Source organism: Bacillus vallismortis, from assembly GCF_004116955.1.
GTDB classification, from domain to species: domain Bacteria; phylum Bacillota; class Bacilli; order Bacillales; family Bacillaceae; genus Bacillus; species Bacillus vallismortis.
Genome location: NZ_CP026362.1, coordinates 2,885,705 through 2,911,513 on the forward strand (window position 1 = coordinate 2,885,705; position 25,809 = coordinate 2,911,513).

General features: G+C 45.2%; 21 protein-coding genes, 4 tRNA genes, 3 rRNA genes and 1 riboswitch. Of the genes, 5 read left to right on the forward strand and 23 right to left on the reverse strand.

From position 1 onward, the window contains the following. The 18 genes from tsaB to BV11031_RS15310 all read right to left on the reverse strand — a co-directional run bounded on the left by tsaB (nucleotide 1) and on the right by BV11031_RS15310 (nucleotide 15,460). Nucleotides 1-690: a tRNA (adenosine(37)-N6)-threonylcarbamoyltransferase complex dimerization subunit type 1 TsaB gene (tsaB, locus tag BV11031_RS15225; RefSeq protein ID WP_010327791.1), complete on the reverse strand. Its 690-nt coding sequence runs from the start codon at nucleotides 688-690 to the stop codon at nucleotides 1-3. Beyond that, entirely contained in the window at nucleotides 671-1,147 is a 477-nt protein-coding gene (tsaE, locus tag BV11031_RS15230; RefSeq protein WP_010327792.1) for a tRNA (adenosine(37)-N6)-threonylcarbamoyltransferase complex ATPase subunit type 1 TsaE, read from the reverse strand. Before tsaE ends, tsaB begins: the two co-directional genes overlap by 20 nt. A gap of 14 nt (nucleotides 1,148-1,161) precedes the next feature. Further along, entirely contained in the window at nucleotides 1,162-2,139 is a 978-nt protein-coding gene (thiL, locus tag BV11031_RS15235; RefSeq protein WP_010327793.1) for a thiamine-phosphate kinase, read from the reverse strand. A 181-nt stretch (nucleotides 2,140-2,320) separates the two neighbouring features. Further along, a tRNA-Asp gene (locus tag BV11031_RS15240) sits at nucleotides 2,321-2,397 on the reverse strand. A gap of 61 nt (nucleotides 2,398-2,458) precedes the next feature. After that, nucleotides 2,459-2,535: transfer RNA gene (locus BV11031_RS15245), tRNA-Met, on the reverse strand. Between the two features lie 22 nt (nucleotides 2,536-2,557). Then, nucleotides 2,558-2,673 (reverse strand): 5S ribosomal RNA (rrf, locus tag BV11031_RS15250). Between the two features lie 128 nt (nucleotides 2,674-2,801). Continuing rightward, a 23S ribosomal RNA gene (locus tag BV11031_RS15255) occupies nucleotides 2,802-5,729 on the reverse strand. 232 nt (nucleotides 5,730-5,961) lie between these two features. Continuing rightward, nucleotides 5,962-7,511: ribosomal RNA gene (locus BV11031_RS15260) — 16S ribosomal RNA — on the reverse strand. The 16S, 23S and 5S rRNA genes sit together here with 4 tRNA genes alongside, the layout of an rRNA operon. Nucleotides 7,512-7,666: 155 nt before the next feature. Further along, a tRNA-Gly gene (locus BV11031_RS15265) sits at nucleotides 7,667-7,740 on the reverse strand. A gap of 14 nt (nucleotides 7,741-7,754) precedes the next feature. Beyond that, nucleotides 7,755-7,831: transfer RNA gene (locus BV11031_RS15270), tRNA-Arg, on the reverse strand. Nucleotides 7,832-8,222: 391 nt separating this feature from the next. After that, nucleotides 8,223-9,311, reverse strand: coding sequence for a mannan endo-1,4-beta-mannosidase (locus BV11031_RS15275; protein WP_129550787.1), 1,089 nt, complete (start codon nucleotides 9,309-9,311; stop codon nucleotides 8,223-8,225). A gap of 18 nt (nucleotides 9,312-9,329) precedes the next feature. Continuing rightward, a complete protein-coding gene (manA, locus tag BV11031_RS15280; protein ID WP_010331120.1) occupies nucleotides 9,330-10,277 on the reverse strand; it encodes a mannose-6-phosphate isomerase, class I in 948 nt (315 codons plus the stop codon). Then, on the reverse strand, nucleotides 10,274-11,173 hold the full coding sequence (locus BV11031_RS15285; protein ID WP_010331121.1) for an ROK family protein: 900 nt from the start codon (nucleotides 11,171-11,173) through the stop codon (nucleotides 10,274-10,276). The genes manA and BV11031_RS15285 overlap by 4 nt, the downstream gene beginning before the upstream one ends. A gap of 28 nt (nucleotides 11,174-11,201) precedes the next feature. Next, entirely contained in the window at nucleotides 11,202-11,915 is a 714-nt protein-coding gene (gene gmuR / locus BV11031_RS15290; protein ID WP_010331122.1) for a transcriptional regulator GmuR, read from the reverse strand. A 139-nt stretch (nucleotides 11,916-12,054) separates the two neighbouring features. Continuing rightward, nucleotides 12,055-13,452 carry a glycoside hydrolase family 1 protein gene (locus BV11031_RS15295; protein WP_010331123.1) on the reverse strand — a complete coding sequence of 466 codons (1,398 nt, stop codon included), beginning with the start codon at nucleotides 13,450-13,452 and terminating at the stop codon, nucleotides 12,055-12,057. Between the two features lie 17 nt (nucleotides 13,453-13,469). Next, nucleotides 13,470-14,798, reverse strand: coding sequence for a PTS cellobiose transporter subunit IIC (gene celB / locus BV11031_RS15300; protein ID WP_010331124.1), 1,329 nt, complete (start codon nucleotides 14,796-14,798; stop codon nucleotides 13,470-13,472). An 18-nt stretch (nucleotides 14,799-14,816) separates the two neighbouring features. Continuing rightward, complete coding sequence (locus tag BV11031_RS15305; RefSeq protein ID WP_010331125.1) at nucleotides 14,817-15,149, reverse strand: PTS sugar transporter subunit IIA; 333 nt, start codon at nucleotides 15,147-15,149, stop codon at nucleotides 14,817-14,819. Beyond that, a complete protein-coding gene (locus BV11031_RS15310) occupies nucleotides 15,149-15,460 on the reverse strand; it encodes a PTS sugar transporter subunit IIB (protein WP_010331126.1) in 312 nt (103 codons plus the stop codon). Before BV11031_RS15310 ends, BV11031_RS15305 begins: the two co-directional genes overlap by 1 nt. A gap of 179 nt (nucleotides 15,461-15,639) precedes the next feature. Then, nucleotides 15,640-15,739, forward strand: a riboswitch (purine riboswitch). Nucleotides 15,740-15,793: 54 nt separating this feature from the next. On the opposite strand from BV11031_RS15310, the gene pbuE reads away from it, so the two are divergent. After that, entirely contained in the window at nucleotides 15,794-16,960 is a 1,167-nt protein-coding gene (pbuE, locus tag BV11031_RS15315) for a purine transporter PbuE (RefSeq protein ID WP_010331127.1), read from the forward strand. 14 nt (nucleotides 16,961-16,974) lie between these two features. Here pbuE and BV11031_RS15320 read toward each other — a convergent pair whose 3' ends face one another. Next, complete coding sequence (locus BV11031_RS15320) at nucleotides 16,975-17,610, reverse strand: YdhK family protein (RefSeq protein WP_082246412.1); 636 nt, start codon at nucleotides 17,608-17,610, stop codon at nucleotides 16,975-16,977. A gap of 123 nt (nucleotides 17,611-17,733) precedes the next feature. After that, nucleotides 17,734-18,711 carry an HD domain-containing protein gene (locus BV11031_RS15325; RefSeq protein ID WP_010331129.1) on the reverse strand — a complete coding sequence of 326 codons (978 nt, stop codon included), beginning with the start codon at nucleotides 18,709-18,711 and terminating at the stop codon, nucleotides 17,734-17,736. Between the two features lie 78 nt (nucleotides 18,712-18,789). Between BV11031_RS15325 and BV11031_RS15330 the strand changes: the two genes are divergently transcribed. From BV11031_RS15330 to BV11031_RS15345, 4 genes are all read left to right on the forward strand, one after another. Further along, nucleotides 18,790-19,269, forward strand: coding sequence for a GNAT family N-acetyltransferase (locus BV11031_RS15330; protein ID WP_010331130.1), 480 nt, complete (start codon nucleotides 18,790-18,792; stop codon nucleotides 19,267-19,269). Nucleotides 19,270-19,287: 18 nt separating this feature from the next. Beyond that, nucleotides 19,288-19,776, forward strand: coding sequence for a DUF4944 domain-containing protein (locus BV11031_RS15335; protein WP_010331131.1), 489 nt, complete (start codon nucleotides 19,288-19,290; stop codon nucleotides 19,774-19,776). 260 nt (nucleotides 19,777-20,036) lie between these two features. Beyond that, nucleotides 20,037-21,425: an alkaline phosphatase gene (locus BV11031_RS15340; protein WP_010331132.1), complete on the forward strand. Its 1,389-nt coding sequence runs from the start codon at nucleotides 20,037-20,039 to the stop codon at nucleotides 21,423-21,425. 66 nt (nucleotides 21,426-21,491) lie between these two features. Then, complete coding sequence (locus BV11031_RS15345) at nucleotides 21,492-22,199, forward strand: DUF4352 domain-containing protein (RefSeq protein ID WP_026014572.1); 708 nt, start codon at nucleotides 21,492-21,494, stop codon at nucleotides 22,197-22,199. Between the two features lie 38 nt (nucleotides 22,200-22,237). On the opposite strand, the gene BV11031_RS15350 is transcribed toward BV11031_RS15345, so the two are convergent. From BV11031_RS15350 to BV11031_RS15360, 3 genes are all read right to left on the reverse strand, one after another. Further along, nucleotides 22,238-23,425, reverse strand: a complete 1,188-nt coding sequence (locus tag BV11031_RS15350; protein WP_010331134.1) for a macrolide family glycosyltransferase — start codon at nucleotides 23,423-23,425, stop codon at nucleotides 22,238-22,240. 146 nt (nucleotides 23,426-23,571) lie between these two features. Beyond that, nucleotides 23,572-24,834 (reverse strand): glycoside hydrolase family 18 protein, encoded by a 1,263-nt coding sequence (locus BV11031_RS15355; protein WP_010331135.1) that lies wholly within the window; start codon nucleotides 24,832-24,834, stop codon nucleotides 23,572-23,574. Nucleotides 24,835-24,955: 121 nt separating this feature from the next. Next, nucleotides 24,956-25,630, reverse strand: coding sequence for a GntR family transcriptional regulator (locus tag BV11031_RS15360; RefSeq protein ID WP_010331136.1), 675 nt, complete (start codon nucleotides 25,628-25,630; stop codon nucleotides 24,956-24,958). Nucleotides 25,631-25,809 lie beyond the last annotated feature (179 nt).

Consider the following 25,809-nt stretch of genomic DNA (forward strand, 5'->3'; position numbering starts at 1 on the left):
CTACTTTTGACTTTCAATCCATTTCGCTTCCGCTTCTGCCAGCCGCAAGTAATCCGGGACAAGCCGGTGAACGTCCTCTGCTTCCTTTTCCGCACCTAGAAAAGCCAATTCTGAAGGACGCGGATTTTGTTGAGCCGCAGCGCCAATGACCGCTTTAGTTCCAAGCACATCCTCTATCATCTGCTTATGAATAGAAGTATCATGACCTAAAAACAAAACAGGGCGATCCTTTTCTTTTAGCATCTCCAGCCATTCGGCCAGCATCACATTTTGATCTGGAACCACTTGCTCCAAAAGCCCGTTTTTATATTCATACAGTCCTGTATACACCTGTCCACGTCTGGCATCAAAGATAGGGCTGATCAAACCGTCAAAATGCCGTCCATTTGCCGCGAGCGTCTCAAGGCTTGATACAGCAGCAATCGGTATGTGTAAAGACCAGGCAAGGGTTTTGGCGAGCGTCACACCAATTCTGACTCCTGTGTATGAACCAGGGCCTTTTGCAACAACAATTTTAGAAAGATCCTGCGGTGTCATATCACAATCATTCAGTAATGAATGAACAGCAGGCATTGCTCTGACAGAGTGGTTCTTTTTCAAATATGTCATGTGTTCTGCTATGACGGTGTCTTCTCGAAGCAGCGCAATGCCCAACGTATAATTTGATGTGTCAATTGCTAATATTGTCATGTCTACTTATCTCCTCACAAAGCATTTCATACCGATCCCCGACAGCAGTAAAGGTTATTTCCCGCTCTTCATCACCAGCTCTTTTGATGACAATTTGCAGTCGCTCCTGCGGCAGCTGTTCTTCAATTAAATGAGCCCATTCAACGAGACAGACACCTTGTCCGTGAAAATATTCATCAAGTCCCAAATCTTCACTTTCATCTTCCATTCTATACACATCCATATGATAAAGAGGAAGTGTGCCATCGTTATATTCTTTTATAATTGTAAAAGTCGGACTGTTTACAACACGTGTAATTCTAAGTCCTTTTGCAAAACCTTTCGTAAAAGTTGTTTTTCCGGCTCCTAAATCGCCCTCTAATGTCAGGACGTCTCCCGGTTTAGCAAACGATGCCGTCAGCTTGGCAATCGCTTTTGTTTCTTCAGGATTTACAGTTCTCCACTTTAATTGCTTCACACGAGTCACCCATCTTATTTAAAATGATTATATCCTTTTTTTTCTAAGATCACTGATGTTTTATCTGTTTTTAGGATCACATTGGATTCAGTTTTTTCTATGACATGACCAATCTTTGTAATGGGCAGTTGACGTGTTTCACACTCTTGCTTCAACAATTCCCATTCCCCCTTTGAAACCGTTCCTGTCAGCTCAAAATCCTCCCCGCCAAATAAAGCCCATTCTTTCCAGTGAGGATGGAGCTTAGGCAAGTCAGAATGGACTGGAAGCATACGTTCATCAATTTCAATTGAAACACAGCTGGCTTCCGCAATCTCATGTAATTCGCTAGCTAATCCGTCACTGATATCATTTAAAGCCGCACGCTGAACATTCGAGCATAATCTGCCGATGTTTACTCTCGGCTGAGGCCGTTTATGCCTGTTGATAAAGTAACTGGCTTCAATCACTGCGTTTTGGGGATCAGTCTCTTCTGACAACAAAGAAAGTCCCGCTGCAGAAGAACCGATTTCACCGGTTACAAACACAACATCGTTGGGTCTTGCCAAGCTACGCAAACATGCCTGTCCCTTTTCAACTTCCCCGATTACAGTGACTGTAACAACTAATTTGTCAGAGGTAGAGACTGTATCGCCGCCAATCAGATCCATATGATATAGTTTCGCCAGTTCATTCATTCCTTCATACATTGCCTTGATTTCAGATTCCGTCCATTTTGAAGGTACCGCAAGTGATACCAAATAAAATTTAGGAATGCCTCCCATCGCGGCAATATCACTTATATTAACGGCTAATGCCTTATACCCGATATCTTCAGGTGAGGAATAGTGTAATTTGAAATGCACGCCTTCTACCATAGTATCAACACAAACAATTTCCTGAACGCCATGTTTCGCAGTGTAGAGCGCTGCATCATCACCAATTCCTACATCAACGGAAGAGTGGTGAGTGGTCCGCGGAGTAATGCTATGTATTAAATCAAATTCATCCATGAACCAAAACCCCCTTTCAACCTGCTTATGCCTATATGTACTCTTCTTAGTGTATCGAATTTTGCTGTAATATCCAAGATGTTGCCGATATAAAAGAAAGCTTGGCTATGACACCAAGCAGAAGCTACCGTAAAAGAAAACACAAAAAAAACGAAAGCATGATCGTTTCGTTTACAAAAAATGGCGGTCCGGACGGGACTCGAACCCGCGACCTCCTGCGTGACAGGCAGGCATTCTAACCAACTGAACTACCGGACCATATTAAAATGAATTATTTTAGTTGCACCCTTCGGGCATTCCTTATTTCATTCATATATTTTGGTTGCGGGGGCAGGATTTGAACCTGCGACCTTCGGGTTATGAGCCCGACGAGCTACCGAACTGCTCCACCCCGCGATGATAATAATTTATGATACAAGCTTGGCGGCGTCCTACTCTCACAGGGGGAAACCCCCGACTACCATCGGCGCTGAAGAGCTTAACTTCCGTGTTCGGCATGGGAACGGGTGTGACCTCTTCGCTATCGCCACCAAACAAATGCCTTCAGGATGAAGGTACTGGACGTTTCTCACAGGATGTGAGAGCCCTTAGCGGAGTTTCTTTCCGCCTTTTAGAGAGATATTCTCTCAAAACTAGATAACAGATATGACATCAATCAAAATGTGGTTAAGTCCTCGATCGATTAGTATCTGTCAGCTCCATGTGTCGCCACACTTCCACCTCAGACCTATCAACCTGATCATCTTTCAGGGATCTTACTTCCTTGCGGAATGGGAAATCTCATCTTGAGGGGGGCTTCATGCTTAGATGCTTTCAGCACTTATCCCGTCCGCACATAGCTACCCAGCGATGCCCTTGGCAGAACAACTGGTACACCAGCGGTGCGTCCATCCCGGTCCTCTCGTACTAAGGACAGCTCCTCTCAAATTTCCTGCGCCCGCGACGGATAGGGACCGAACTGTCTCACGACGTTCTGAACCCAGCTCGCGTACCGCTTTAATGGGCGAACAGCCCAACCCTTGGGACCGACTACAGCCCCAGGATGCGATGAGCCGACATCGAGGTGCCAAACCTCCCCGTCGATGTGGACTCTTGGGGGAGATAAGCCTGTTATCCCCGGGGTAGCTTTTATCCGTTGAGCGATGGCCCTTCCATGCGGAACCACCGGATCACTAAGCCCGACTTTCGTCCCTGCTCGACTTGTAGGTCTCGCAGTCAAGCTCCCTTGTGCCTTTACACTCTGCGAATGATTTCCAACCATTCTGAGGGAACCTTTGGGCGCCTCCGTTACCTTTTAGGAGGCGACCGCCCCAGTCAAACTGCCCACCTGACACTGTCTCCCCGCCCGATAAGGGCGGCGGGTTAGAAGGTCAATACAGCCAGGGTAGTATCCCACCGATGCCTCCACCGAAGCTGGCGCTCCGGTTTCCAAGGCTCCTACCTATCCTGTACAAGCTGTACCAACATTCAATATCAGGCTGCAGTAAAGCTCCACGGGGTCTTTCCGTCCTGTCGCGGGTAACCTGCATCTTCACAGGTACTATAATTTCACCGAGTCTCTCGTTGAGACAGTGCCCAGATCGTTGCGCCTTTCGTGCGGGTCGGAACTTACCCGACAAGGAATTTCGCTACCTTAGGACCGTTATAGTTACGGCCGCCGTTTACTGGGGCTTCAATTCGCACCTTCGCTTACGCTAAGCGCTCCTCTTAACCTTCCAGCACCGGGCAGGCGTCAGCCCCTATACTTCGCCTTACGGCTTCGCAGAGACCTGTGTTTTTGCTAAACAGTCGCCTGGGCCTATTAACTGCGGCTCTCTCGGGCTTGCACCCTAACAGAGCACCCCTTCTCCCGAAGTTACGGGGTCATTTTGCCGAGTTCCTTAACGAGAGTTCTCTCGATCACCTTAGGATTCTCTCCTCGCCTACCTGTGTCGGTTTGCGGTACGGGCACCTCTCACCTCGCTAGAGGCTTTTCTTGGCAGTGTGGAATCAGGAACTTCGCTACTATATTTCGCTCGCCATCACAGCTCAGCCTTATGGGAAACGGATTTGCCTATTTCCCAGCCTAACTGCTTGGACGCGGATATCCAATACCGCGCTTACCCTATCCTCCTGCGTCCCCCCATTGCTCAAATGGTGAGGAGGTGGTACAGGAATATCAACCTGTTGTCCATCGCCTACGCCTTTCGGCCTCGGCTTAGGTCCCGACTAACCCTGAGCGGACGAGCCTTCCTCAGGAAACCTTAGGCATTCGGTGGAGGGGATTCTCACCCCTCTTTCGCTACTCATACCGGCATTCTCACTTCTAAGCGCTCCACCAGTCCTTCCGGTCTGGCTTCACAGCCCTTAGAACGCTCTCCTACCACTGTTCGAAGAACAGTCCGCAGCTTCGGTGATACGTTTAGCCCCGGTACATTTTCGGCGCAGAGTCACTCGACCAGTGAGCTATTACGCACTCTTTAAATGGTGGCTGCTTCTAAGCCAACATCCTGGTTGTCTAAGCAACTCCACATCCTTTTCCACTTAACGTATACTTTGGGACCTTAGCTGGCGGTCTGGGCTGTTTCCCTTTCGACTACGGATCTTATCACTCGCAGTCTGACTCCCAAGGATAAGTCATTGGCATTCGGAGTTTGACTGAATTCGGTAACCCGGTAGGGGCCCCTAGTCCAATCAGTGCTCTACCTCCAAGACTCTTACCTTGAGGCTAGCCCTAAAGCTATTTCGGAGAGAACCAGCTATCTCCAGGTTCGATTGGCATTTCACCCCTACCCACACCTCATCCCCGCACTTTTCAACGTGCGTGGGTTCGGGCCTCCATTCAGTGTTACCTGAACTTCACCCTGGACATGGGTAGATCACCTGGTTTCGGGTCTACGACCACGTACTCATGCGCCCTATTCAGACTCGCTTTCGCTGCGGCTCCGCATCTTCTGCTTAACCTTGCACGGGATCGTAACTCGCCGGTTCATTCTACAAAAGGCACGCCATCACCCGTTAACGGGCTCTGACTACTTGTAGGCACACGGTTTCAGGATCTCTTTCACTCCCCTTCCGGGGTGCTTTTCACCTTTCCCTCACGGTACTGGTTCACTATCGGTCACTAGGGAGTATTTAGCCTTGGGAGATGGTCCTCCCGGATTCCGACGGAATTTCACGTGTTCCGCCGTACTCAGGATCCACTCAGGAGAGAACGAAGTTTTGACTACAGGGCTGTTACCTCCTATGGCGGGCCTTTCCAGACCTCTTCATCTACCTCGTTCCTTTGTAACTCCGTACAGAGTGTCCTACAACCCCAAGAGGCAAGCCTCTTGGTTTGGGCTAATCCCGTTTCGCTCGCCGCTACTCAGGGAATCGCATTTGCTTTCTCTTCCTCCGGGTACTTAGATGTTTCAGTTCCCCGGGTCTGCCTTCTCATATCCTATGAATTCAGATATGGATACCACTCCATTACGAGTGGTGGGTTTCCCCATTCGGAAATCTCCGGATCAAAGCTTGCTTACAGCTCCCCGAAGCATATCGGTGTTCGTCCCGTCCTTCATCGGCTCCTAGTGCCAAGGCATCCACCGTGCGCCCTTTCTAACTTAACCGTTAAAAAGAATCACTATGTGATATCTTGTCTTACTAATTGAATGTGATGTCTACTGTTATCTAGTTTTCAAAGAACAACGCATAGGACATGCTAACACATGCGTTGCCACACGATGTGGCGCATTTAGCAGGTGCTCCTATGTCTGAAGGAATGATCCTTCAAAACTAAACAAGACAGGGAACGTTCTGTTTATAAGACCCAAGGTCTTATATTCCGTAATATATCCTTAGAAAGGAGGTGATCCAGCCGCACCTTCCGATACGGCTACCTTGTTACGACTTCACCCCAATCATCTGTCCCACCTTCGGCGGCTGGCTCCTAAAAGGTTACCTCACCGACTTCGGGTGTTACAAACTCTCGTGGTGTGACGGGCGGTGTGTACAAGGCCCGGGAACGTATTCACCGCGGCATGCTGATCCGCGATTACTAGCGATTCCAGCTTCACGCAGTCGAGTTGCAGACTGCGATCCGAACTGAGAACAGATTTGTGGGATTGGCTTAACCTCGCGGTTTCGCTGCCCTTTGTTCTGTCCATTGTAGCACGTGTGTAGCCCAGGTCATAAGGGGCATGATGATTTGACGTCATCCCCACCTTCCTCCGGTTTGTCACCGGCAGTCACCTTAGAGTGCCCAACTGAATGCTGGCAACTAAGATCAAGGGTTGCGCTCGTTGCGGGACTTAACCCAACATCTCACGACACGAGCTGACGACAACCATGCACCACCTGTCACTCTGCCCCCGAAGGGGACGTCCTATCTCTAGGATTGTCAGAGGATGTCAAGACCTGGTAAGGTTCTTCGCGTTGCTTCGAATTAAACCACATGCTCCACCGCTTGTGCGGGCCCCCGTCAATTCCTTTGAGTTTCAGTCTTGCGACCGTACTCCCCAGGCGGAGTGCTTAATGCGTTAGCTGCAGCACTAAGGGGCGGAAACCCCCTAACACTTAGCACTCATCGTTTACGGCGTGGACTACCAGGGTATCTAATCCTGTTCGCTCCCCACGCTTTCGCTCCTCAGCGTCAGTTACAGACCAGAGAGTCGCCTTCGCCACTGGTGTTCCTCCACATCTCTACGCATTTCACCGCTACACGTGGAATTCCACTCTCCTCTTCTGCACTCAAGTTCCCCAGTTTCCAATGACCCTCCCCGGTTGAGCCGGGGGCTTTCACATCAGACTTAAGAAACCGCCTGCGAGCCCTTTACGCCCAATAATTCCGGACAACGCTTGCCACCTACGTATTACCGCGGCTGCTGGCACGTAGTTAGCCGTGGCTTTCTGGTTAGGTACCGTCAAGGTGCCGCCCTATTTGAACGGCACTTGTTCTTCCCTAACAACAGAGCTTTACGATCCGAAAACCTTCATCACTCACGCGGCGTTGCTCCGTCAGACTTTCGTCCATTGCGGAAGATTCCCTACTGCTGCCTCCCGTAGGAGTCTGGGCCGTGTCTCAGTCCCAGTGTGGCCGATCACCCTCTCAGGTCGGCTACGCATCGTTGCCTTGGTGAGCCATTACCTCACCAACTAGCTAATGCGCCGCGGGTCCATCTGTAAGTGGTAGCCGAAGCCACCTTTTATGTTTGAACCATGCGGTTCAAACAAGCATCCGGTATTAGCCCCGGTTTCCCGGAGTTATCCCAGTCTTACAGGCAGGTTACCCACGTGTTACTCACCCGTCCGCCGCTAACATCAGGGAGCAAGCTCCCATCTGTCCGCTCGACTTGCATGTATTAGGCACGCCGCCAGCGTTCGTCCTGAGCCAGGATCAAACTCTCCATAAAGTAATGGAGCGCAGATTAAGTTCGTCACATTCTGTGACAACATCTGCATGACCTGCATCATGCAGGCCCCTGACTACGCACATCGCTGTGCGATTTATAAAAATGAATTAACAGGTACGTTTTGTCTTGTTTAGTTTTCAAAGATCATTCAATAATGGAGCGGGTGATGAGAATCGAACTCACGACATCAGCTTGGAAGGCTGAGGTTTTACCACTAAACTACACCCGCGTGGTATTTTATAATGGCGCGCCCGAGAGGAGTCGAACCCCTAACCTTTTGATCCGTAGTCAAACGCTCTATCCAATTGAGCTACGGGCGCTTATCAAGCGACTTAACTATCATACTATCAATCGATGTTGAAGTCAAGAAGTTTTTTAAAACGTTTTTTTCGACAATCGAACCTTTTCTCAATTCGACTTCTCTTATTATACACGTTTTCGAAAACTTGTAAACACCTTTGAAAAACTTTTTTGTTTTTCGTGTTGTTGTGTGCTGTTCATCAGCGACGTTTAATAATATACCATGTGTATTTTATTAGGTCAACAACTTTTGTATATTTTTTTATTTTATTCTCTCACGTTTTTTCAATGTATACTTTATCGCATCGTACACATACCATTAAACATAAACGAGTAGCGATATGATTGCCTGATCGGGGTATGAAGATGCCCATGAAATTCATGAGCACCTTCTTAATGTGCACTTCCTATTCATTCAACAATAGGCGTTAAAGAATCATCGCTCCATATCTCTCCCTTATTAAGTGTCCAGCTGTCGTTATATAAAGCTGAAGCGCCCTTGTTTACACTCGGGCTCCACTCATCATTCCAAGCCAGAAAGTAAATGGTTTTAGGATATTTTTGTTTTATTGCATTGATCAACAAGCTGTAATCAAAGCTGCCGTTTGCAATTTGCGGGCCGACTTCAGTAAAGGCAAATGGTTTATTAAGCGCTATTAGCTGGTCGTATCCGTTAATCGAATAGGCATCTTGGAAATATGCATCTAACCCGACAATATCTACATAAGACGCACCCGGGTAGAAATCGGTTTTAAAATCCCGGTTGGCGTCGGGAGAGTAAACCCAAAACAAATGATCAAGACCTCTTGTCTCGGTCATATAATGATAGATTTTTTTATAGAGCTGTTTATAGAGGGAAACTCTTTCTTGATCCTTTTGATTATATGATGTAAGTCCCCACCAAAACCATTCACCGTTCATTTCATGCAGCGGCCTGAACAGAACAGGCACGCCTTCATTCTCCAGTTCTTGAAGTCCGTCAGCAATTTTGCTGAGCATGACATTCAGCCGCTTCCCTTCCGCTGTTGAAGAATCTAATATGTTTTTGTACTGATCGTTTGTAATCGGTGTTTTAAAATGCCCTGACTGAAAAGCAGGATTCGCCAGATGCAAACTGATTTGCGGGATTCCTCCGCTTTTCCAATATGATAGCAGCTCGCTGTTACAGCTGACATCAATCGAATCTTCAATCGTTGCTGTTTCAAGCCATCCTCTTGCATAATCACAGCCATAAATAGCAGGTGATTGTCCTGCTGCACTTCGGATTCTATCAGCCTCAGCCATAGAAAATGTGTCATGGCTATAGCCCCCAAACGCTCCGGAAAGGACTCTGTTTTCTGTTCGATTAGGCAGATGAGCAAGCCAATTCATCACTGCTTTTGTGGTCTGCTGTGCATGAGGGTTCACAGGATACACAGTATGCGCTTCAATTGGTCTTGCCAGAACAGCAGACGCAAGTAAAACGATCATGAGCAGACAGATCGTATGTTTCTTAAACAATTGCAACTCCTCCATTCATTAAGGATGAGATATTATCATTTCACATGTTCCTTCTATTGAAAACTCGCCAAAATGCGCTGGCAAAATAAAGTGTGCGCCTGTATTACACTCGTACTGAATATCATTCATGACAATTCGTCCTGATCCCTTCAGGACACTCCCCAGCAAATAAGCTTGATAAGAAGGAAAAACAGCTCGGCCTTTAATCCTCCATTTGTATACGGAGAAATCATCCGTTTGTACATAAACGGTGATTTGGGCATTACCGACTTCTTCGACTGCCGGTGTATGGATTGTATCGGTATGCGGTATCGTTATGACTTCCATGGCTTTTTCTATATGAAGCGTTCTTTTTTGGCCTTTATCATCGCAGCGGTCATAATCGTAAACGCGATACGTTGTATCAGAGTTTTGCTGAATTTCAAGGACAAGTGTTCCCTCACATAAAGCGTGGAGCGTACCGCTTGGGACATAAAAGAAATCTCCCGGCTTTATTTTGAGGCGCCTCAACAGTCCGTTCCAATCGCCGCTTTCCATTCTCCGTTTAAACTCTTCCTTTGTACTTGCGTGGTGGCCCAAAATCAGTTCGGCGTCATCTTTGCAATCAATAATATACCAGCACTCCGTTTTCCCAAGATCACCGTTTTCATGCATTATTGCATAATCATCGTCAGGATGGACTTGCACGGAAAGATCCATATTGGCGTCCAGCAGCTTTACAAGCAGCGGAAACACCTTTCCATCTGAAAAACCGAAAATCTCCGGATGATCCTGCCACACTTGGTCAAGTGTCTTTCCTGCCAGCGGGCCGTTTTTAACAGCCGATGAGCCATTGGCATGTGCAGAAACGGCCCAGCACTCACCTGTTTTTTCCGAGGGGATCGCGTAGCCGAAAACGTCACGAAGCTTTGTTCCTCCCCATAATCTTTCTTTAAAGACAGGCTCCAAAAATAAAGGGTGCTTCATGATTGCACCTCCCCGGCTGAAAATGCTTCCTGTAAGGCCTGAGCCGCTAAAACAAACGTGCCGATGATCCCGGCGTTACTGCCCAAATATGGAGGTGCAATATATCCGCTTACACTTTCAGATAATTCAGAAAAATAAAAGTATCCGTTCATGATTTTCGGCACATATTCATAAATATAAGGAAACATTTGCTGCTGGTTCATGACCCCGCCGCCAAGAATGATTTTTTCAGGCGCAAGGATCAAAATATATTGAACCAGCGCTTGGGCAATATAGTATCCTTCCAGTTCCCAGACTTGGGGTATATCTGATAAATCAGCAGCTTTTTTCCCCCAGCGCGCTTCAATGGCGGGACCGGATGCCAAGCCTTCAAAGCAATCCTTATGATACGGGCAAATCCCTTGGTATACATCATCCGGGTGCCTCCGGATATAAATATGGCCCATCTCTGGGTGTGACAGCCCCTGAAGGAGCCGGCCCTCTACAATTGCGCCCGCCCCAATGCCAGTGCCAATCGTTATATACAGGCAGCTGTTGAGACCCCTAGCTTCACCAAAAAGGAATTCACCCAGCGCCGCAGCATTGACATCCGTACTAAAACCGACTGGGATGTTCATTTCATTCTTAACGGTTTGCAAAAAGGGGTAGTGTCTCCAGCCGTCTTTCGGCGTGGCCCTAATGGTTCCGTATGTTTCACTGGTTTTATTGGTATCAACGGGACCAAAGGAGCCGATGCCGATGGCCTGTAATGAGAATGGGCGAAAATATTGAAACACTTTCTCTAATGTTTCATCCGGCATCGTTGTCGGAATCTCTACTCGGTCAATGATCGTTCCATCTTCTTTGCCGACGGCACAAACAAATTTTGTGCCGCCTGCTTCAATACCGCCAAGCATACAGATGGCCTCCTTGTTGTCTTTGCGATCAGCGCCGTATGTTTACCGAAGTGACGACAAACTTGTCATGCCGATGACGCGAAAAGGAATACTCAAATGGAATGCCGTTATCTAAGAAGCCCACATGTTCGACTTCGAGAATTGGATCATCTTGTTTACAGCCCAGATGCTCCTGGTCAATATGATCAGATTTACAGGCCCTGATTTTCCGATGCGATCCGGCGATTTTCAGCTGCAGCCCGTTTGTGATGTGGTTGTAGACCGAATCATGAAGGACATCATCATTAATGCCCGGTATTAAATGAGTCGGCATATATGTTTTTTCCAATACATAGGGCTCTCCCTCTACTATCCGCAGCCGTACGACATAATAAACCGGGGTTTTCTGATCAATGGACAAATGAGCGGCCACTTCCTCTGTGGGAAATTGCACTTCGAACTGAATGACCTTGCTTTTAATTTCCTTATCTTTCAGCAAGTTGGTCAATCCAAGGATTTCATTGCTGACCACATGGACATGGTCATCCTGTATCGCTGATTGAATAATAAACGTGCCATGGCCTCGTTTTCTGAACAGAAGCCCTTCAGCAACCAAATTATCCAAGGCTCTTTTCATCGTCATGCGGCTTGAGTTGAACTCTTTTGCAAGAGATACTTCATCGGGAATCGGCTGATCGATCGGATAGACGTTATTTTTGATTCTATTTCTCATTTCATTTGCGATGATTTCGTATTTATTCATTGGTATCCTCCGGCAGCTATTAGAGTTTGATATCACATAAGCTATTACGGATATCATAAGTTCTTTTCCCTGTTTCATCAATGTTGCGGCTTTGCTGTGAACTCTCATCATCATGATGATTGCCGGAAGATCTGTAAATCTAGAAACCGTTTTGCTCAGCAATCTTTTTGAACCATTTTCCGCTCTTTTTGACGGTCCTTTCTCCGTCTTTCTCGAGATTGACTGATACAAATCCATATCTGTTTTTATAGGCATTTGTCCAAGACCAGTTGTCCATGAACGTCCATAAGTGATAGCCTTTTACGTTTGATCCTTCCTGTATGGCACGGTGAATCCATTTGAGGTGCTCTTTTATAAACTCGATCCGGTAATCATCTTGAATGATGCCTTGTTCGTCTCTGAAGCGTTCCTCACCTTCGACTCCCATGCCGTTTTCCGATATAAAGCACTCAATGTTTCCGTAGTTTTCTTTTAAATTGATCAAAATATCATAAACGCCTTTTTCGTAAATCTCCCATCCGCGATGAGGATTCATTTTGCGCCCCGGCATGACGTAAGGATCAAAATACCTGTCAGGCAAGAAAGGCGCATCGGGATTCGGAAGATGTTCTTTTGCTTTTACCCGTCTCGGCTGGTAATAATTCACGCCCAACAGATCAATCGTATTGTGTTTGATAACCTCAAGATCTTCTATCTTATAGTCGGGCACAAAGCCTTCGCTCTTCAAAATCTCAACCAGGCCTTTTGGGAATTCCCCTTTGACAGAAGGGTCTAAAAAGGATCTGTTAAAAAATGCGTCCGCTATTTCCCCCGCTTTGACGTCGGCCGGATGGCTGCTTCTAGGGTATGAAGGGGTCAAATTTAAGATAATCCCAATTTTTCCGTCCTGCTTCATTTCCCTGTAAGCCTGAATGGCACGGGCACTTGATAGCATCGTATGAAACCCGACCTGGACAGCCTCTTTAAAATCGACCTTGTTTGGATAATGAAAATCATATAAGTATCCGCCTTCTACAGGAACGATTGGTTCATTATGCGTGAACCATTTTTTCACCCGGTCGCCAAACAAACGGAAGCTTGACTTCGCATAGTTTTCATAGGCGTCAACGGTTTCTCTGTTTGCCCAGCCGCCATTTTTTTGAAGTTCCATCGGCATATCGAAATGAAACAAATTGACAAAAGGCTCTATTCCGTTAGCGATCAGCTCATCGATGACTCCCGCATAGAAATCTGCAGCTTCGGCGTTGATTTCGCCTGTTCCGTCCGGTATTAAACGCGACCAGGAAATTGACATCCGGAACGAGTTGTGGCCAAGCTCCTTCATCAGCCTGATATCTTCTTTATAATGATCGTAAAATTGAGATGTCGTTGCAGGTCCGACACGGTTAAAAAAACGATGTGGTTCTTTTTCAAACCAATAATCCCATATATTCTGCCCTTTTCCGTCTCTATCGGCGGCACCCTCTGTTTGTGTTGCTGAAGCGGATGAGCCCCACCAAAAATCATATGGAAAACGATATTGTTTTGTTTGCGCCAAGTCTCTCTCCCCTTATGTCACATTTTGATGCTGTTATCATTTTGCTGGGCAGCTGTTTCCTGTACAGCCTGTTCTTTTTCTTTTGCAAGATGTAATTTATCCATTGCTTTTAGGAACGGAAACCAAATCACGAAGACAATCAGCAGATTGACAAGCTGCATCACGCCCCCCATGATCGAGTTCGTTGCCATGATGCCATTAATGAATAATGGAACCGTCCACGGGACCGTAACACCAGTCGGAGGCGGAACGAGCCCGGCTGACATGGCCAGATAGGTGACGAGCGTAACAACCATCGGCGCCAAAACCCAAGGCACAATAATGATCGGATTCATAACAATCGGAAGCCCGAATATAATCGGTTCGTTTACATTAAAAATACCGGGAGCCAGGCCGAGTTTTGATACTTGCTTCATCTGCCTGCTTTTCATGAATATGAGTATGGTAAAGACGATCGCAAGCGTCATCCCGGTTCCGCCCATCCCTACTGTATAAATCTCCATAAACGGTTTTGAAATAATATGAGGGATTTCTTTTCCCGCCGTGTAAGCAGAAAGGTTTTCTACCTGCAGTGTATTCCAAATCGGGTCCATCACAGAATTAATAATGATCTGTCCGTGCAGGCCGAAAAACCAAAGGATTTGAATGAAAAACACAGCAATCAACGTCGGAACGATACCGCTTCCAAGTCCGACAAGCGGAGCCTGAATCGCGTGATAAATGACGTCGTGCATATTTGTTTTAAAAAGCTGAGTCACCAGAACGTTAATCAGCAAAAACACGGTCAAGGTAATAAAGGCTGGAATAAGTGCGGCGAATGATTTTGCTACTGCAGGCGGAACACCGGCAGGCATTTTGATCGTCAGGTTTTTTTGAACGATTCTTCTGTAGATTTCGGCAGAAAGAAAAGCCGTAATCATGCCCAGAAACATCCCTTTTGCACCGAGACGGTCGACCGGGATAACCCCTGTCATGGCATCTCCTGTTTCCGGCTGAACGATGAATGGCGTTAAAAGCAAAAAGGAAACTAAAGCGATCGCGCCCCCGAAGACGGCTTCGACCTGATAGCTTTTTGACAGGTAATAGCCTATCCCGAATACGACAAAGACAGACATAATGCCCATAGTCGCCGTGGAGGCAATGCCGAATTGAGACTGAAACGATGTAAGCATTGAGGCATTCATGATTTTGTTTAAAAACGGCAGGTTCGTCAAGACCACAAAAATGGACCCGAATATCGTCAGCGGGAAGGCCAGCATAAACGCGTCTCGCAGCACTTGCAAATAGCGGTTATTGTTTAACCTCCCTGCAATTGGAACAAGGAATTGGCTGATTTTCTCGAACACCCTATCCACCCCGATTTTTTATAGATTCTTTGTTTGAAAGAGATCAAGCAGCTCTTTCACTAATTCTTTCATGGTCAATGTTGACATCAGGTGATCCTCCGCATGCATAAGCAGCAAGGAGAATGCTGCCGCGTCCCCGCCAGATTCTTTCTGTATCATTTGAAAGTGAATGTCATGGGCCGCGGATAAATCCTGATCAGCCTTTGTAATGAGGGCATCCGCCTCCTCCTTGTTCCCTTCCTTGTAGGCACGCAGTGATTGTATGATGGAGCTTCTGGCATTTCCGCTGTGCAGGATGAGCTGAAAACTGATTTGTTCGTCTGTTAAATCTGTGATTTTTATCTGCTCCATTATTGATTCTCCATTAATGACAATGCTTGCTCATACGCTTTTTTGCCATCTGCCATTCCATAGGCCATCATGTCAATGACTTCAACCCGAATGTTGTATTGATCCGCTTCTTTTTGCAGTTCGCTTTTCAGAAAGCTCATTTGCGGGCCGATCAATACCGCATCCGCTTTTTTCATGTCTTCTTTCGCTTTATCTTGCCCGACTGCCCAAATCTCCGCTTCCTCTCCGATGGATTGTGCGTATTCCTTCATTTTTGTCACCAATAGACTAGTTGACATTCCTGAACTGCACGCAAGTAATATTTTTTTCAACTGCTATCCCCCCCTTATGATTAAAACGCTTACAATTGTTATTATAGGCATTTATTTTTAAATGTCTATACTTTTATAAAATAAATATAATCATACTCTCGTGCAGTTCACCGCTTTGCAAATTTTTCTATGGAAGATTCATTCATAATGTGATACACTCATCAACGGAAACGAATCAATTCAATATAGCTATTATCACTTGTATAACCTCAATAATATGGTTTGAGGGTGTCTACCAGGAACCGTAAAATCCTGATTACAAAATTTGTTTATGACATTTTTTGTAATCAGGATTTTTTTATTTGTCAAAACATTTAAGTAAAGGAGTTTGTTATGAATTTTAAAGTTTTCCTGCTTGCAGCTTCTACGATTGCAGTCGGATTGGTTGAGTTAATTGTGGGAGGAATTCTTCCTCAGATCGCAAATGATTTAGACATTTCCATTGTCTCAGCCGGGCAGCTGATCAGTGTGTTTGCGCTGGGATATGCAGTGTCAGGGCCGCTGCTTTTGGCATTGACTGCGAAGATTGAGCGCAAGCGTTTATATTTAATAGCCTTATTTGTTTTCTTCCTTAGCAATCTTGTCGCCTATTTTAGCCCTAACTTTGCGACGCTTATGGTATCACGGGTATTGGCTGCGATGAGTACAGGGCTGATTGTTGTGCTTTCCTTAACGATCGCTCCGAAAATTGTAGCGCCTGAATACAGAGCGCGCGCAATCGGCATTATTTTTATGGGATTCAGTTCCGCTATCGCATTAGGCGTGCCGCTCGGAATCTTAATCAGTGATTCCTTCGGCTGGCGCATTTTGTTCCTTGGCATTGGACTTTTGGCGCTAGTCTCCATGCTGATTATTTCAATCTTCTTTGAAAAGATACCGACGGAAAAAATGATACCTTTCCGGGAGCAGCTCAAGACGATTGGCAATTTAAAAATCGCGAGTTCACACCTTGTCACGATGTTTACTTTAGCCGGACACTACACGCTATACGCCTACTTTGCGCCGTTTTTAGAAGAAACTCTTCACCTGAGCTCTTTCTGGGTCAGCATTTGTTATTTCCTTTTCGGGATATCTGCTGTGTGTGGAGGTCCTTTCGGGGGGGCGCTTTCTGACCGGCTTGGTTCGTTTAAGAGCATTTTGCTGGTGACCGGTTCCTTTGCCGTCATTATGTTCTTACTGCCGCTGTCAACATCGTCTTTGGTTTTCTTTTTGCCTGTCATGGTGATTTGGGGACTGCTGAGCTGGAGTCTCGCACCTGCTCAGCAAAGCTATTTAATTGAAATTGCGCCAGATTCGTCTGATATTCAGCAAAGCTTTAATACGTCTGCCCTTCAAGTCGGAATTGCACTTGGCTCAGCCATTGGTGGTATTGTATTGGATCAGACAGGTACTGTTGTCTCAACGGCCTGGTGCGGCGGATCGATTGTCATTATCGCTGTCCTGTTTGCCTTGATTTCTTTAACAAGACCTGTTCAGACAGCAAAAAAATCCTCCTTGTAACAGGAGGATTTTTTTTATGATTTAGCTGAAAGCTCATCTTCTGTGACCCATTTATGGTTTTTCACTTTTTCGCCGCTTGTTGTCGATGTATAGTCAACCATGTACACGGTTGTTTTTTCGGCGGATTCGATCTCTGCTGTTGCTCCCTTCATGCCTTTCATATGGGAAGCCTCTAAGATCACCTGATCTCCGGGTTTTAATGTTTTATCTCCCGCGTCTTTGAGCTCTTCCTGAATCACCCATTTGTGATGATCCACCCGCTGTCCCCCGTTTGTCGGAGTGTATGAGACCACATACGCCGTTGTGTCATAGGCACCGGTCACTGTAGCTTCGGCACCTTTCATGCCTTTCATATGGGAAGCATTGATAACTACCTGGCTGCCAACTTTGTATTTCGGATTCTTAGATTCCTGTAATCCCTCTGGCACGTCAGCTGATCCGGAATGTTCCATTTCTTCATGTGATGAAGACCCTGAATGATTTTCATGTTTGCTTTCTTTCGCGCTATTGTTATTGCCGCATGCTGATAAAATAAAAACAAGAGATAACATCAGAATTCCCAGTGCTTTTTTAGAGACTTTCATGTTCATTCTCCTTTGCTTCATTTTTTCGCCCGCAGACGATAAAATCTCATATCTGCAAGCAAACATGCCCTCTCGATAATACTATACCCCCGAAAGGTATGTAAATACGGCATAAAACGTTCCCTCAGTTTGTACTATTCCCTCTTGTTTGCAAAGCCAAACATGAAAAAAGCCGCTTTTACGCGGCTATTAGTGATGTAATACTTTTATATACACACCTTTTTTCGCTTTTTGATAAGCGGACTCGCCCCATTTTCTGATGTTTTCAGAAACAGCTGAGGATTTGACCCATTTGCCATGATGAAAAACAGATGGATCGATGAGGCGCATTTTCTTTTTTAGATGGAAATCGTACTGGGTGTCATCTTCTTTCAGTTGAACGCGGGGATGAATATGTGTAAGCAAGCTCAGCACTTCTTCATTTTTGGATGCGTACAGGATGTCGAGTACTTCTTGATCCGTTTTCAGCAGATCATCCGCGGATATGACATTGTGACGCAGCGCGGCCTTCAACGTTCGTGCTAAGTATTCATAGCCATATACATTCACGGGATTCAAAAAGAAATCAATTACTTCCTTGTAATATACCCCGACAAACCATTCAGCGGCTTCAATACGATCTGGAAACATCCTTCCGTTTCTCACAATAAGATGATCCAAAAAGGTTTGCGCTTCGTGCAGACTAATGTGTCCATATCGGTACATGTCCCGCAGCGTATAGTCTGTCCGATCAGCACAGAGCTCTGGTGCGGGCTGTTCCAGCAATGTCCATCTCGTATTGTCTGCTAAAAGTTCTTCGGCATCATAACCGTGTTTTTCTAAAATCCCCGGAATCTCAGAGTGAACAATGACTTGTTGAAAGATATTTTCATGGTAGTCTTCCGCTTCATTTTCAAAGACAACATCAACTACATGGGAAAAAGCCGTGTGTGATACGTCGTGGAGCAGGCCCGCTATCTGCTCTTCTATCGTTCCTCCCAGCTTTTTGATGAGGAGCATCACGCCAAGAGAGTGCTCATACCGTGTCACATCCCACTTTCGATTGACTAAAAAGCTTGCTCCGCCTTGATAGATTCCTTTTAACCTTTGCACCGGCGCGCTCTTGATAAGCTCTTCCAGCACCCCGTTTATTTGGTGCTGTCCATAAATGATATCGTTGATTTTCATACCGTCACCTCAACATCTATTTTCTAATTGTTATATATTGTATATTGATATTGCACATTTTCTAAAAGGAGGATTACGATGAAGATTGTCGCAAGCAATGAGTTGCCGCAATATATAATAACCGATTTTTTTGCCAAGCATTGGGGTTCACCCGAAATGGTGATTTCCAGCGGCGTTTTTCGATGTGATGAATTAGATGGCTATGCCGCTTTAGATGAGGATGGCCAAATCATCGGTTTTATTACATACGTGATAGATGGAAAAGATTGTGAAATCATTTCATTAGATCGTATCATTGAAAAGAAAGGAATCGGCACAGCTTTACTGCAGCAGGTTGAAGAGACGGCTAAAATTGCCCATTGTCAACGAATAAAGCTTATCACAACAAATGATAATGTATATGCGATGGCGTTTTATCAAAAGAGAGGCTATCAATTCACCGCATTGTTTCCGAATGCAGTTGAAAAAGCGAGGCGACTCAAGCCGGAGATTCCTAAGAAAGCTGAAAACGGCATTTTAATTCGAGATGAAATTCTTTTTTCAAAGGTAATTGATTAAATGAATAGGAGTTGTTTTATGTCCAGTCATTATAAATACCCTCTCATTTTCACAGCATCTTTATTAGTGGCTTTCTGCTTGATCTTTTTTTCCTATCATCTGTTTCATGATGTGCGATTGGAGTATCCGAACTGGCAGGGAGAAAGCAAAGATCGGAATTGGGAAGCAGTTTTCACAAAAAATGAAGATGCACCGAATGAATACAGCGGCAATCTTTATTGGATAGGCGATACGGCTCAAGCAGACCACACTTATGTCGAGTCACTGATTGTGAAAAAAGATCATGAGGTTCTGTTACGTTCTCATACTGAAATCCCCATGCGCGATTATTCCGGCGGCACTTCCCGCGATGGAAGCGCAAAAGAGACATCCGTTTCTTTTTTAGAGCGGTTAGATGAACATGAGTTTGAAGGCCATGATATTACGGTTGAAGTGATATGGAAGCAAGGTGATCATGCTACTGCGAGTCAGTTTTCCCTTAATGAAAAGACCTTGTTTGATCATTAAATAAAAGCGGGGAATCTCATAGAGGTCCCTGCTTTCCGCTTGCAAATTGTCCGGTAAGTCTCTCTGCCCCCCCTTATCCCCGCAGGCATTCAGCCTGATCTTTTTATATGCTCGTCCTCACTCCGTCGGAAGGGCCTCATTGTCCGCGACTCTCTTATTCTTGTAAATCCAATCTTTAAAATCAATTCATATTCGCTTAACAATTTAAAAATATAATGAGGTTGTCATTGAGATTCATCTATTTTTAGGAGGTTATCCAGTTGAAAAAATTCCCGAAGAAATTACTGCCTATCGCGCTTTTATCAACTATTGCGTTCAGCAGCTTAGCCGGCGGCAGTGTGCCTGAAGCTAGCGCCAAGGAAAAGAAAAAGGGGAATCAAGACGAAATTAAGAATGTGATCGTTCTGATTGGTGATGGTATGGGTGTGTCGTATACGTCCGCTTATCGTTATTTAAAGGATAATAAAAAGACAAAGTTTGTAGAGCCTACCGCTTTTGATCAATACCTTGTCGGCCAGCAAACGACTTACCCTGAAGATCCAGAACAAAACGTAACAGATTCTGCAGCTGCGGCTACGGCTATGTCAGCTGGAGTGAAAACATATAACAATGCGATTGCGGTGGATAACGACGGGTCAGAGGTCAAGACGGTTCTTGAAGCAGCGAAAGAAAAAGGAAAATCAACAGGACTTGTGGCCACTTCAGAAATCACACACGCCACTCCGGCCTCTTTCGGTTCCCACAATCACAGCCGGAAAAACATGAACTCGATTGCCGATGACTATTTTGATGAAATGGTAAACGGCAAACACAAAATTGATGTGCTTCTCGGCGGAGGAAAAAGCAATTTTGACCGAAAGGACCGCAATTTGATCAAAGAATTCAAAAAAGCGGGATACAGCTATGTGGATAACCGCAAGAACATGCTTAAAAATAAAGACAGCCAAGTTCTCGGCCTATTCGCTGACGGCGGCCTGCCTAAAATGATTGACCGCACGAAGGATATTCCTTCATTAAAAGATATGACAAACATTGCTATTAAAAAATTAAACAAGAATAAAGACGGTTTCTTCCTCATGGTGGAAGGCAGCCAGATTGACTGGGCGGGACATGACAATGATATCGTCGCTGCCATGAGTGAGATGGAAGACTTCGAACAAGCTTTTAAGGCGGCTATTGATTTCGCCAAAAAAGACAAGCACACATTGGTTGTCGCAACGGCTGACCACTCAACCGGCGGGTATTCCATCGGTGCGGACGGCATCTACAACTGGTTCAGCGAACCTATTAAAGCCGCAAAGCGCACACCTGATTTTATGGCAGAAAAAATCGCTGACGGCGCAGGTGTTGAAAAAACATTAAAAACGTATATTGACCAAAAGAAATTATCTTTAACAAAATCAGAAATTCAATCTGTTGAAAAAGCCGCAAAAACGAAAGAAGTGCTTGAAATCGATAACGCGATCGAGGAGATTTTCAATAAACGCTCCCACACTGGATGGACGACAAGCGGACATACTGGTGAAGATGTTCCCGTCTACGCGTACGGACCGTCCAGCGAGGATTTTGCAGGGCAAATTGATAATACTGAAATCGCCAAAAAAGTTTTCGACGCTTTACAATACAAGATTAAGATTAACGATAAGTAATAGAATACAAGGTGTCCCGTTACTTGTATGAAAGTGACGGGCTCTCTTTTTAATGGAGGAATCATGATGAGACGAATTCTTTCGATTGCTGTTTTTATCGTCATGCTTGCGGGCTGCTCGTCAAACGCCAATACAGAAAAACAAAATGCGGGCGATGAGCAAAAGGTAAAAGCCGCTCCGCAGAGCACATCATCTCAAAAAGACAGCAGAGATGAGTATCAGCCTAATTCCCAAGTTACCGATGACCGATCTTTGACGAAGGCGGGCCAAACGTTTTCTGATGACAAAGGAAAAGCTGTTTTAAAGGATATCAAGCAAGTGAATCAAACTTACAAGATTGGCGACGTGGAGTTAACAGTAAAAGAGATGAAGCTGATCCATTTGCGTCCGGACTACAGCATGATTGATTATTTTCATGTGTTAACACACGATGAGGAGTTTGATTTCGTTAAGGTCTTCGTTGACATCAAGAACACATCTTCAAAGAAAGTAAATGTTGCGCCGATTGCCTTAATGAAAACAAATACAGGGGAAACCTTTGATTGGAACAAAGACATTTATCTTGAAGAGTTAAATGGGGAATTGGAAGCCGGAGCCGAGAAGTCCGGAAACCTTGGTTTTATTGTGAACGCATCAAGCGGCCATGACCATGATGAAGAGTCTCATCAGAAAAAAGCAAAAGAGATCAAATGGATCGAAATCACAACAAGTGACGTCTTTGACCACAACCATCAGAAAATCAGTGATGCTCAAAAGATTAAAATCGAGTTTTAAATGTCGAACTCCCGTCCTGAATGACGGGAGTTCTTTGCTTATTTGGTTTTTTGACGAATCAATTTATTCATCCGCTCCATCACTTCATCCATGTCCATGCACTCTTGGAAGCTTTGATTGATTTTTTGGATCCCTTTCGTATATTGATCGTGATGCAAAACCTCATCTACGCCCTCTTTTAATTTTTGCACATCAACTTCATCTTTTGAGATGACATAGCCAGCATGAAGTTCAGAAAGACGCTGTGCCACCATTGGCTGATCCTTGTCATGGGGCAATACAACCAAAGGCACATTGAAATGGATGCCTTCATTTACGCTGTTCATTCCGCCGTGTGTAATAAAAACATCAGCATGATCCAGAACCTCCAGCTGAGGGACATATGGGGCGATGATAAAGTTTTCCGGCGCCTGCTTTAATTTGGCCAGATCCGCTTTTTCTCCGGCAGCGATAACGACTTTTCCGTTAAAGCAAGAAAATGCATCTATACAAAGGTTGAAAAATTCCTCCGTATGATCCAGAACAGTGCCCATTGAAATATAAATGACCTTTTCATCTTTTAACTGTTCAATTGGAAAATCTGATTTTTCCGCTCTCTTTGGAAAGCTGGGACCGATAAACAGACATTCATCCCCGAAACGATCGCTTTCAGGCTGAAAATAACGGCTTGTATACACGACATTCAATTCCCCTTTATTGTTCATGAATTGAACCAGATTTTTCGGGGCAACACCGTACGTTTCTTTCATTTGAGCCAAAAGGTCTTCGCATTCTTGATCCAATTCAAGCGGGATTCCGGATTCCGGATGCAGTGGCAGGATTTTCAGATGCTCTTCGCCAAACAGGAAGGATGCTGATGAAGAGACTCCGGGAATATCTAAGAAATCCCTCACCAATTCCCCCGCCCCGAATTTATCAAAATAAACAAAATCAAATTGAATGCTCTTAGATAAGTCTTTTACTATATGTAAAATGTCCAGCGAGGTTTTGATATGGATTTTAAGAAACTCAAGAATTCCATTGGGTGAAGCGATTTGAATAGGTGTTGTTCGGAGCAGGTCGCGGTGAAGGTGGACAGTTGCGCCCGCTGCTTCTAATCGTTTTTTATATGTTTCAGTGGAAATATAATGGACATCATATCCCTTCTCGGAAAATGCTTTTGTGATGCCTAAGGTTGGATTCACATGGCCTTCCGCCGGAAAATTTAAAATCAATACCGTTTTCATTTTGACTACTCCCTCTCACTCGCTATGTTTGATCAGACTCTACTAATCGTAAAATGGGAACGCAACGCCACGCAAGGGACAAATGATTGATTCATGAAACGCATCTGGACTAAATCCTGAAAAGACACCAAGCTTTGGTGTCTTTTTCATACCTTTCTGATCGTAAAAAATTTCCGCAAAAGCCATGGGCCTGGCGTGAAACCCAAGGTTAACTGCCAAGCGCCTATGGCTTGCAGTCCGTATTCCCGGACGATCAGCATTTTCTGGCTCATGCTTCTGACATCTTCAAACCATACCTCATGCGTCCGCCCCTGTTGATCACGGTATCGGAAAAAAGGTGATTGGTATTCGGCTGAATATTGGATCGGGGTTTGGTACCTCATCGCTGTTTCGATTGCATTTTGATTTGAAATGGCTGAAGCAACAGTGCCCGGCTGGTACGGGATAATCCAGTCGTACCCGTAGAGCGGAACTCCAATGATGATTTTTCTGCTTGGCACCTGCGCAATCGCAAACTCAATGGTGCTTCTGATCTCCGAAATCGGCGCTACAGGCCCCGGCTCACTTCCGGCATGATGCCAATCATAAGCCATGATAAACATATAATCGACAACTGCTCCGATCCCTCCGTAATCATAGCCCCTCAGCCATGGAATATTATCGCTTGTTTTTGCAGGAACAGCTATCGTCAGCACATACCCTCCCGCCTGAAGACGATCTCTCAGCTGGCGCAAAAATCCAGTGAACAGATCACGATCCGCGGCGCTTACCTGTTCAAAATCGATTGTCACACCCCCATATCCTCTTGTCGAGACCAAGTAATAAATATTGTTGACCAGATTGGTTCTCGCTGCCGGATTGTTCAGGACTTGGCGAACGAGTTCTGTGCTGAAACCATCTGATGTAAGGTTTGTTATGGTAGCAAGCGGCGTCACTCGTCTTTGCCATGTGGTCTCGATTGCGGCCGCATCATTCAATTGATTTGCAATGTCGCCGTTAGGTGCAAAATGGTATTCGAAAATCGAAATTGAAGACGAGTATGGGGCAAAGTCATTAATTAATTCGCGATCGAGATCGGGATTTCGGAGCACATAAAAACTTAACGTTCCCGCAATGTAATTTGAGATAGAAGGGATCGTTATTTTTGCTCCGACTTGCAATTCATTTGGGCTGATGCCCGGGTTTGCCGCCCGCAGCCGCTCTAATGGAACAAACGATTTTGCCGCAATGGCGGTCAGCGTGTCTCCCGGCTGAACCGTATACACATAAAGAGGGATAAGCAGAGCCTGACCGGGCACGATATTCGTTTCTTCTAACCCGTTCACACCTTGGATTTGATCAACAGCAGCATCGTATCTTCTGCCTATGGAAAACAAAGAATCACCAGGCCGGACGATATGGATAAACATGTGTAACCCCCATTATTCGTTAATAAATCCATCATAAAATGGTATTAACGGGAGCCCTTTTATATGTTTGTGAACACAAAAAAACCAAGGAGAAGCTCCCCCTGGTACCGTATCACGCAAATCAATTCTCTTTTCCTTCTCCAATCACATGTTTCAAATGCTCACAGTCATGATTGAAATGAGCCATCACATACTGTTTGGCCGCTTCTTTATTTTTCTTTTTCACTTCTTCAAATATCTTGCGGTGTTCACTCAATATCGTCTCTGCACGGTGGTCGCCAGTATAATTTAGGATTCTGCAAAAGTGAATCAGATCATTGACATGCTCAAGCAAATTTTTCAAATGTCTGTTATGGCTAAAATCGACAAGGAGCTCATGAAATTTTTGGTTTAAGCTGATGATTACCGTATCTTCTGTTCCGTTGTGAATGGCTTTTTCTGTTTCTTCAAGCTGTTTTTCAAGAATGGCAAGCTCTTCCTCATCCGCTTCTTCTATGACTAGCTCAACTGCCAGCTGCTCCAGCGGAATTCTGATTTTATAAATCTCATCTACATCTTTTGCCGTTAACGATGTAATAGAAAATCCATTTCGGTCATCTGCTTTTAACAAACCGTCTTTCTCAAGCAGCCGCATAGCTTCCCTTATCGGAGATCGGCTGACACCAAAGCTTTTCGCCAGTTGTGTTTCGTTGATCCGTTCCCCCGGCTTAAAAGTTCCGTTGAAGATCATTTTTTTCAGCTGGTTATAAAATTGCAGGTAGTAAGGAGTCGGTTTGTCTAATTTAAAATCGTCCATATATAATACCTCTTTTGAATATATTCATGGGCTTTTCTTCATCAAAATCATATAACAGATGGTAATGGGAAGCAACAAACTGCCTTGTCAGATCTCAGAATTTGAGGTACGATATGTTTGCTGAACGACGGTCGACGGACTACTGGCAACTGAAAAACCGGCATGCTTTTCATCGTCAA

Coding starts and splice junctions, on each gene's coding strand:
- BV11031_RS15360 (WP_010331136.1), bottom strand. CDS start 25,630: ATGGACGATTTTAAATTAGACAAACCGACTCCTTACTACCTGCAATTT.
- BV11031_RS15335 (WP_010331131.1), top strand. CDS start 19,288: ATGTCCAGTCATTATAAATACCCTCTCATTTTCACAGCATCTTTATTA.
- BV11031_RS15350 (WP_010331134.1), bottom strand. CDS start 23,425: ATGAAAACGGTATTGATTTTAAATTTTCCGGCGGAAGGCCATGTGAAT.
- BV11031_RS15285 (WP_010331121.1), bottom strand. CDS start 11,173: ATGCTTGGCGGTATTGAAGCAGGCGGCACAAAATTTGTTTGTGCCGTC.
- pbuE (WP_010331127.1), top strand. CDS start 15,794: ATGAATTTTAAAGTTTTCCTGCTTGCAGCTTCTACGATTGCAGTCGGA.
- BV11031_RS15325 (WP_010331129.1), bottom strand. CDS start 18,711: ATGAAAATCAACGATATCATTTATGGACAGCACCAAATAAACGGGGTG.
- BV11031_RS15355 (WP_010331135.1), bottom strand. CDS start 24,834: ATGTTTATCCATATCGTCCGGCCTGGTGATTCTTTGTTTTCCATAGGC.
- BV11031_RS15345 (WP_026014572.1), top strand. CDS start 21,492: ATGAGACGAATTCTTTCGATTGCTGTTTTTATCGTCATGCTTGCGGGC.
- tsaB (WP_010327791.1), bottom strand. CDS start 690: ATGACAATATTAGCAATTGACACATCAAATTATACGTTGGGCATTGCG.
- BV11031_RS15330 (WP_010331130.1), top strand. CDS start 18,790: ATGAAGATTGTCGCAAGCAATGAGTTGCCGCAATATATAATAACCGAT.
- BV11031_RS15305 (WP_010331125.1), bottom strand. CDS start 15,149: ATGGAGCAGATAAAAATCACAGATTTAACAGACGAACAAATCAGTTTT.
- thiL (WP_010327793.1), bottom strand. CDS start 2,139: ATGGATGAATTTGATTTAATACATAGCATTACTCCGCGGACCACTCAC.
- manA (WP_010331120.1), bottom strand. CDS start 10,277: ATGAAGCACCCTTTATTTTTGGAGCCTGTCTTTAAAGAAAGATTATGG.
- BV11031_RS15320 (WP_082246412.1), bottom strand. CDS start 17,610: ATGTTTGCTTGCAGATATGAGATTTTATCGTCTGCGGGCGAAAAAATG.
- gmuR (WP_010331122.1), bottom strand. CDS start 11,915: ATGAATAAATACGAAATCATCGCAAATGAAATGAGAAATAGAATCAAA.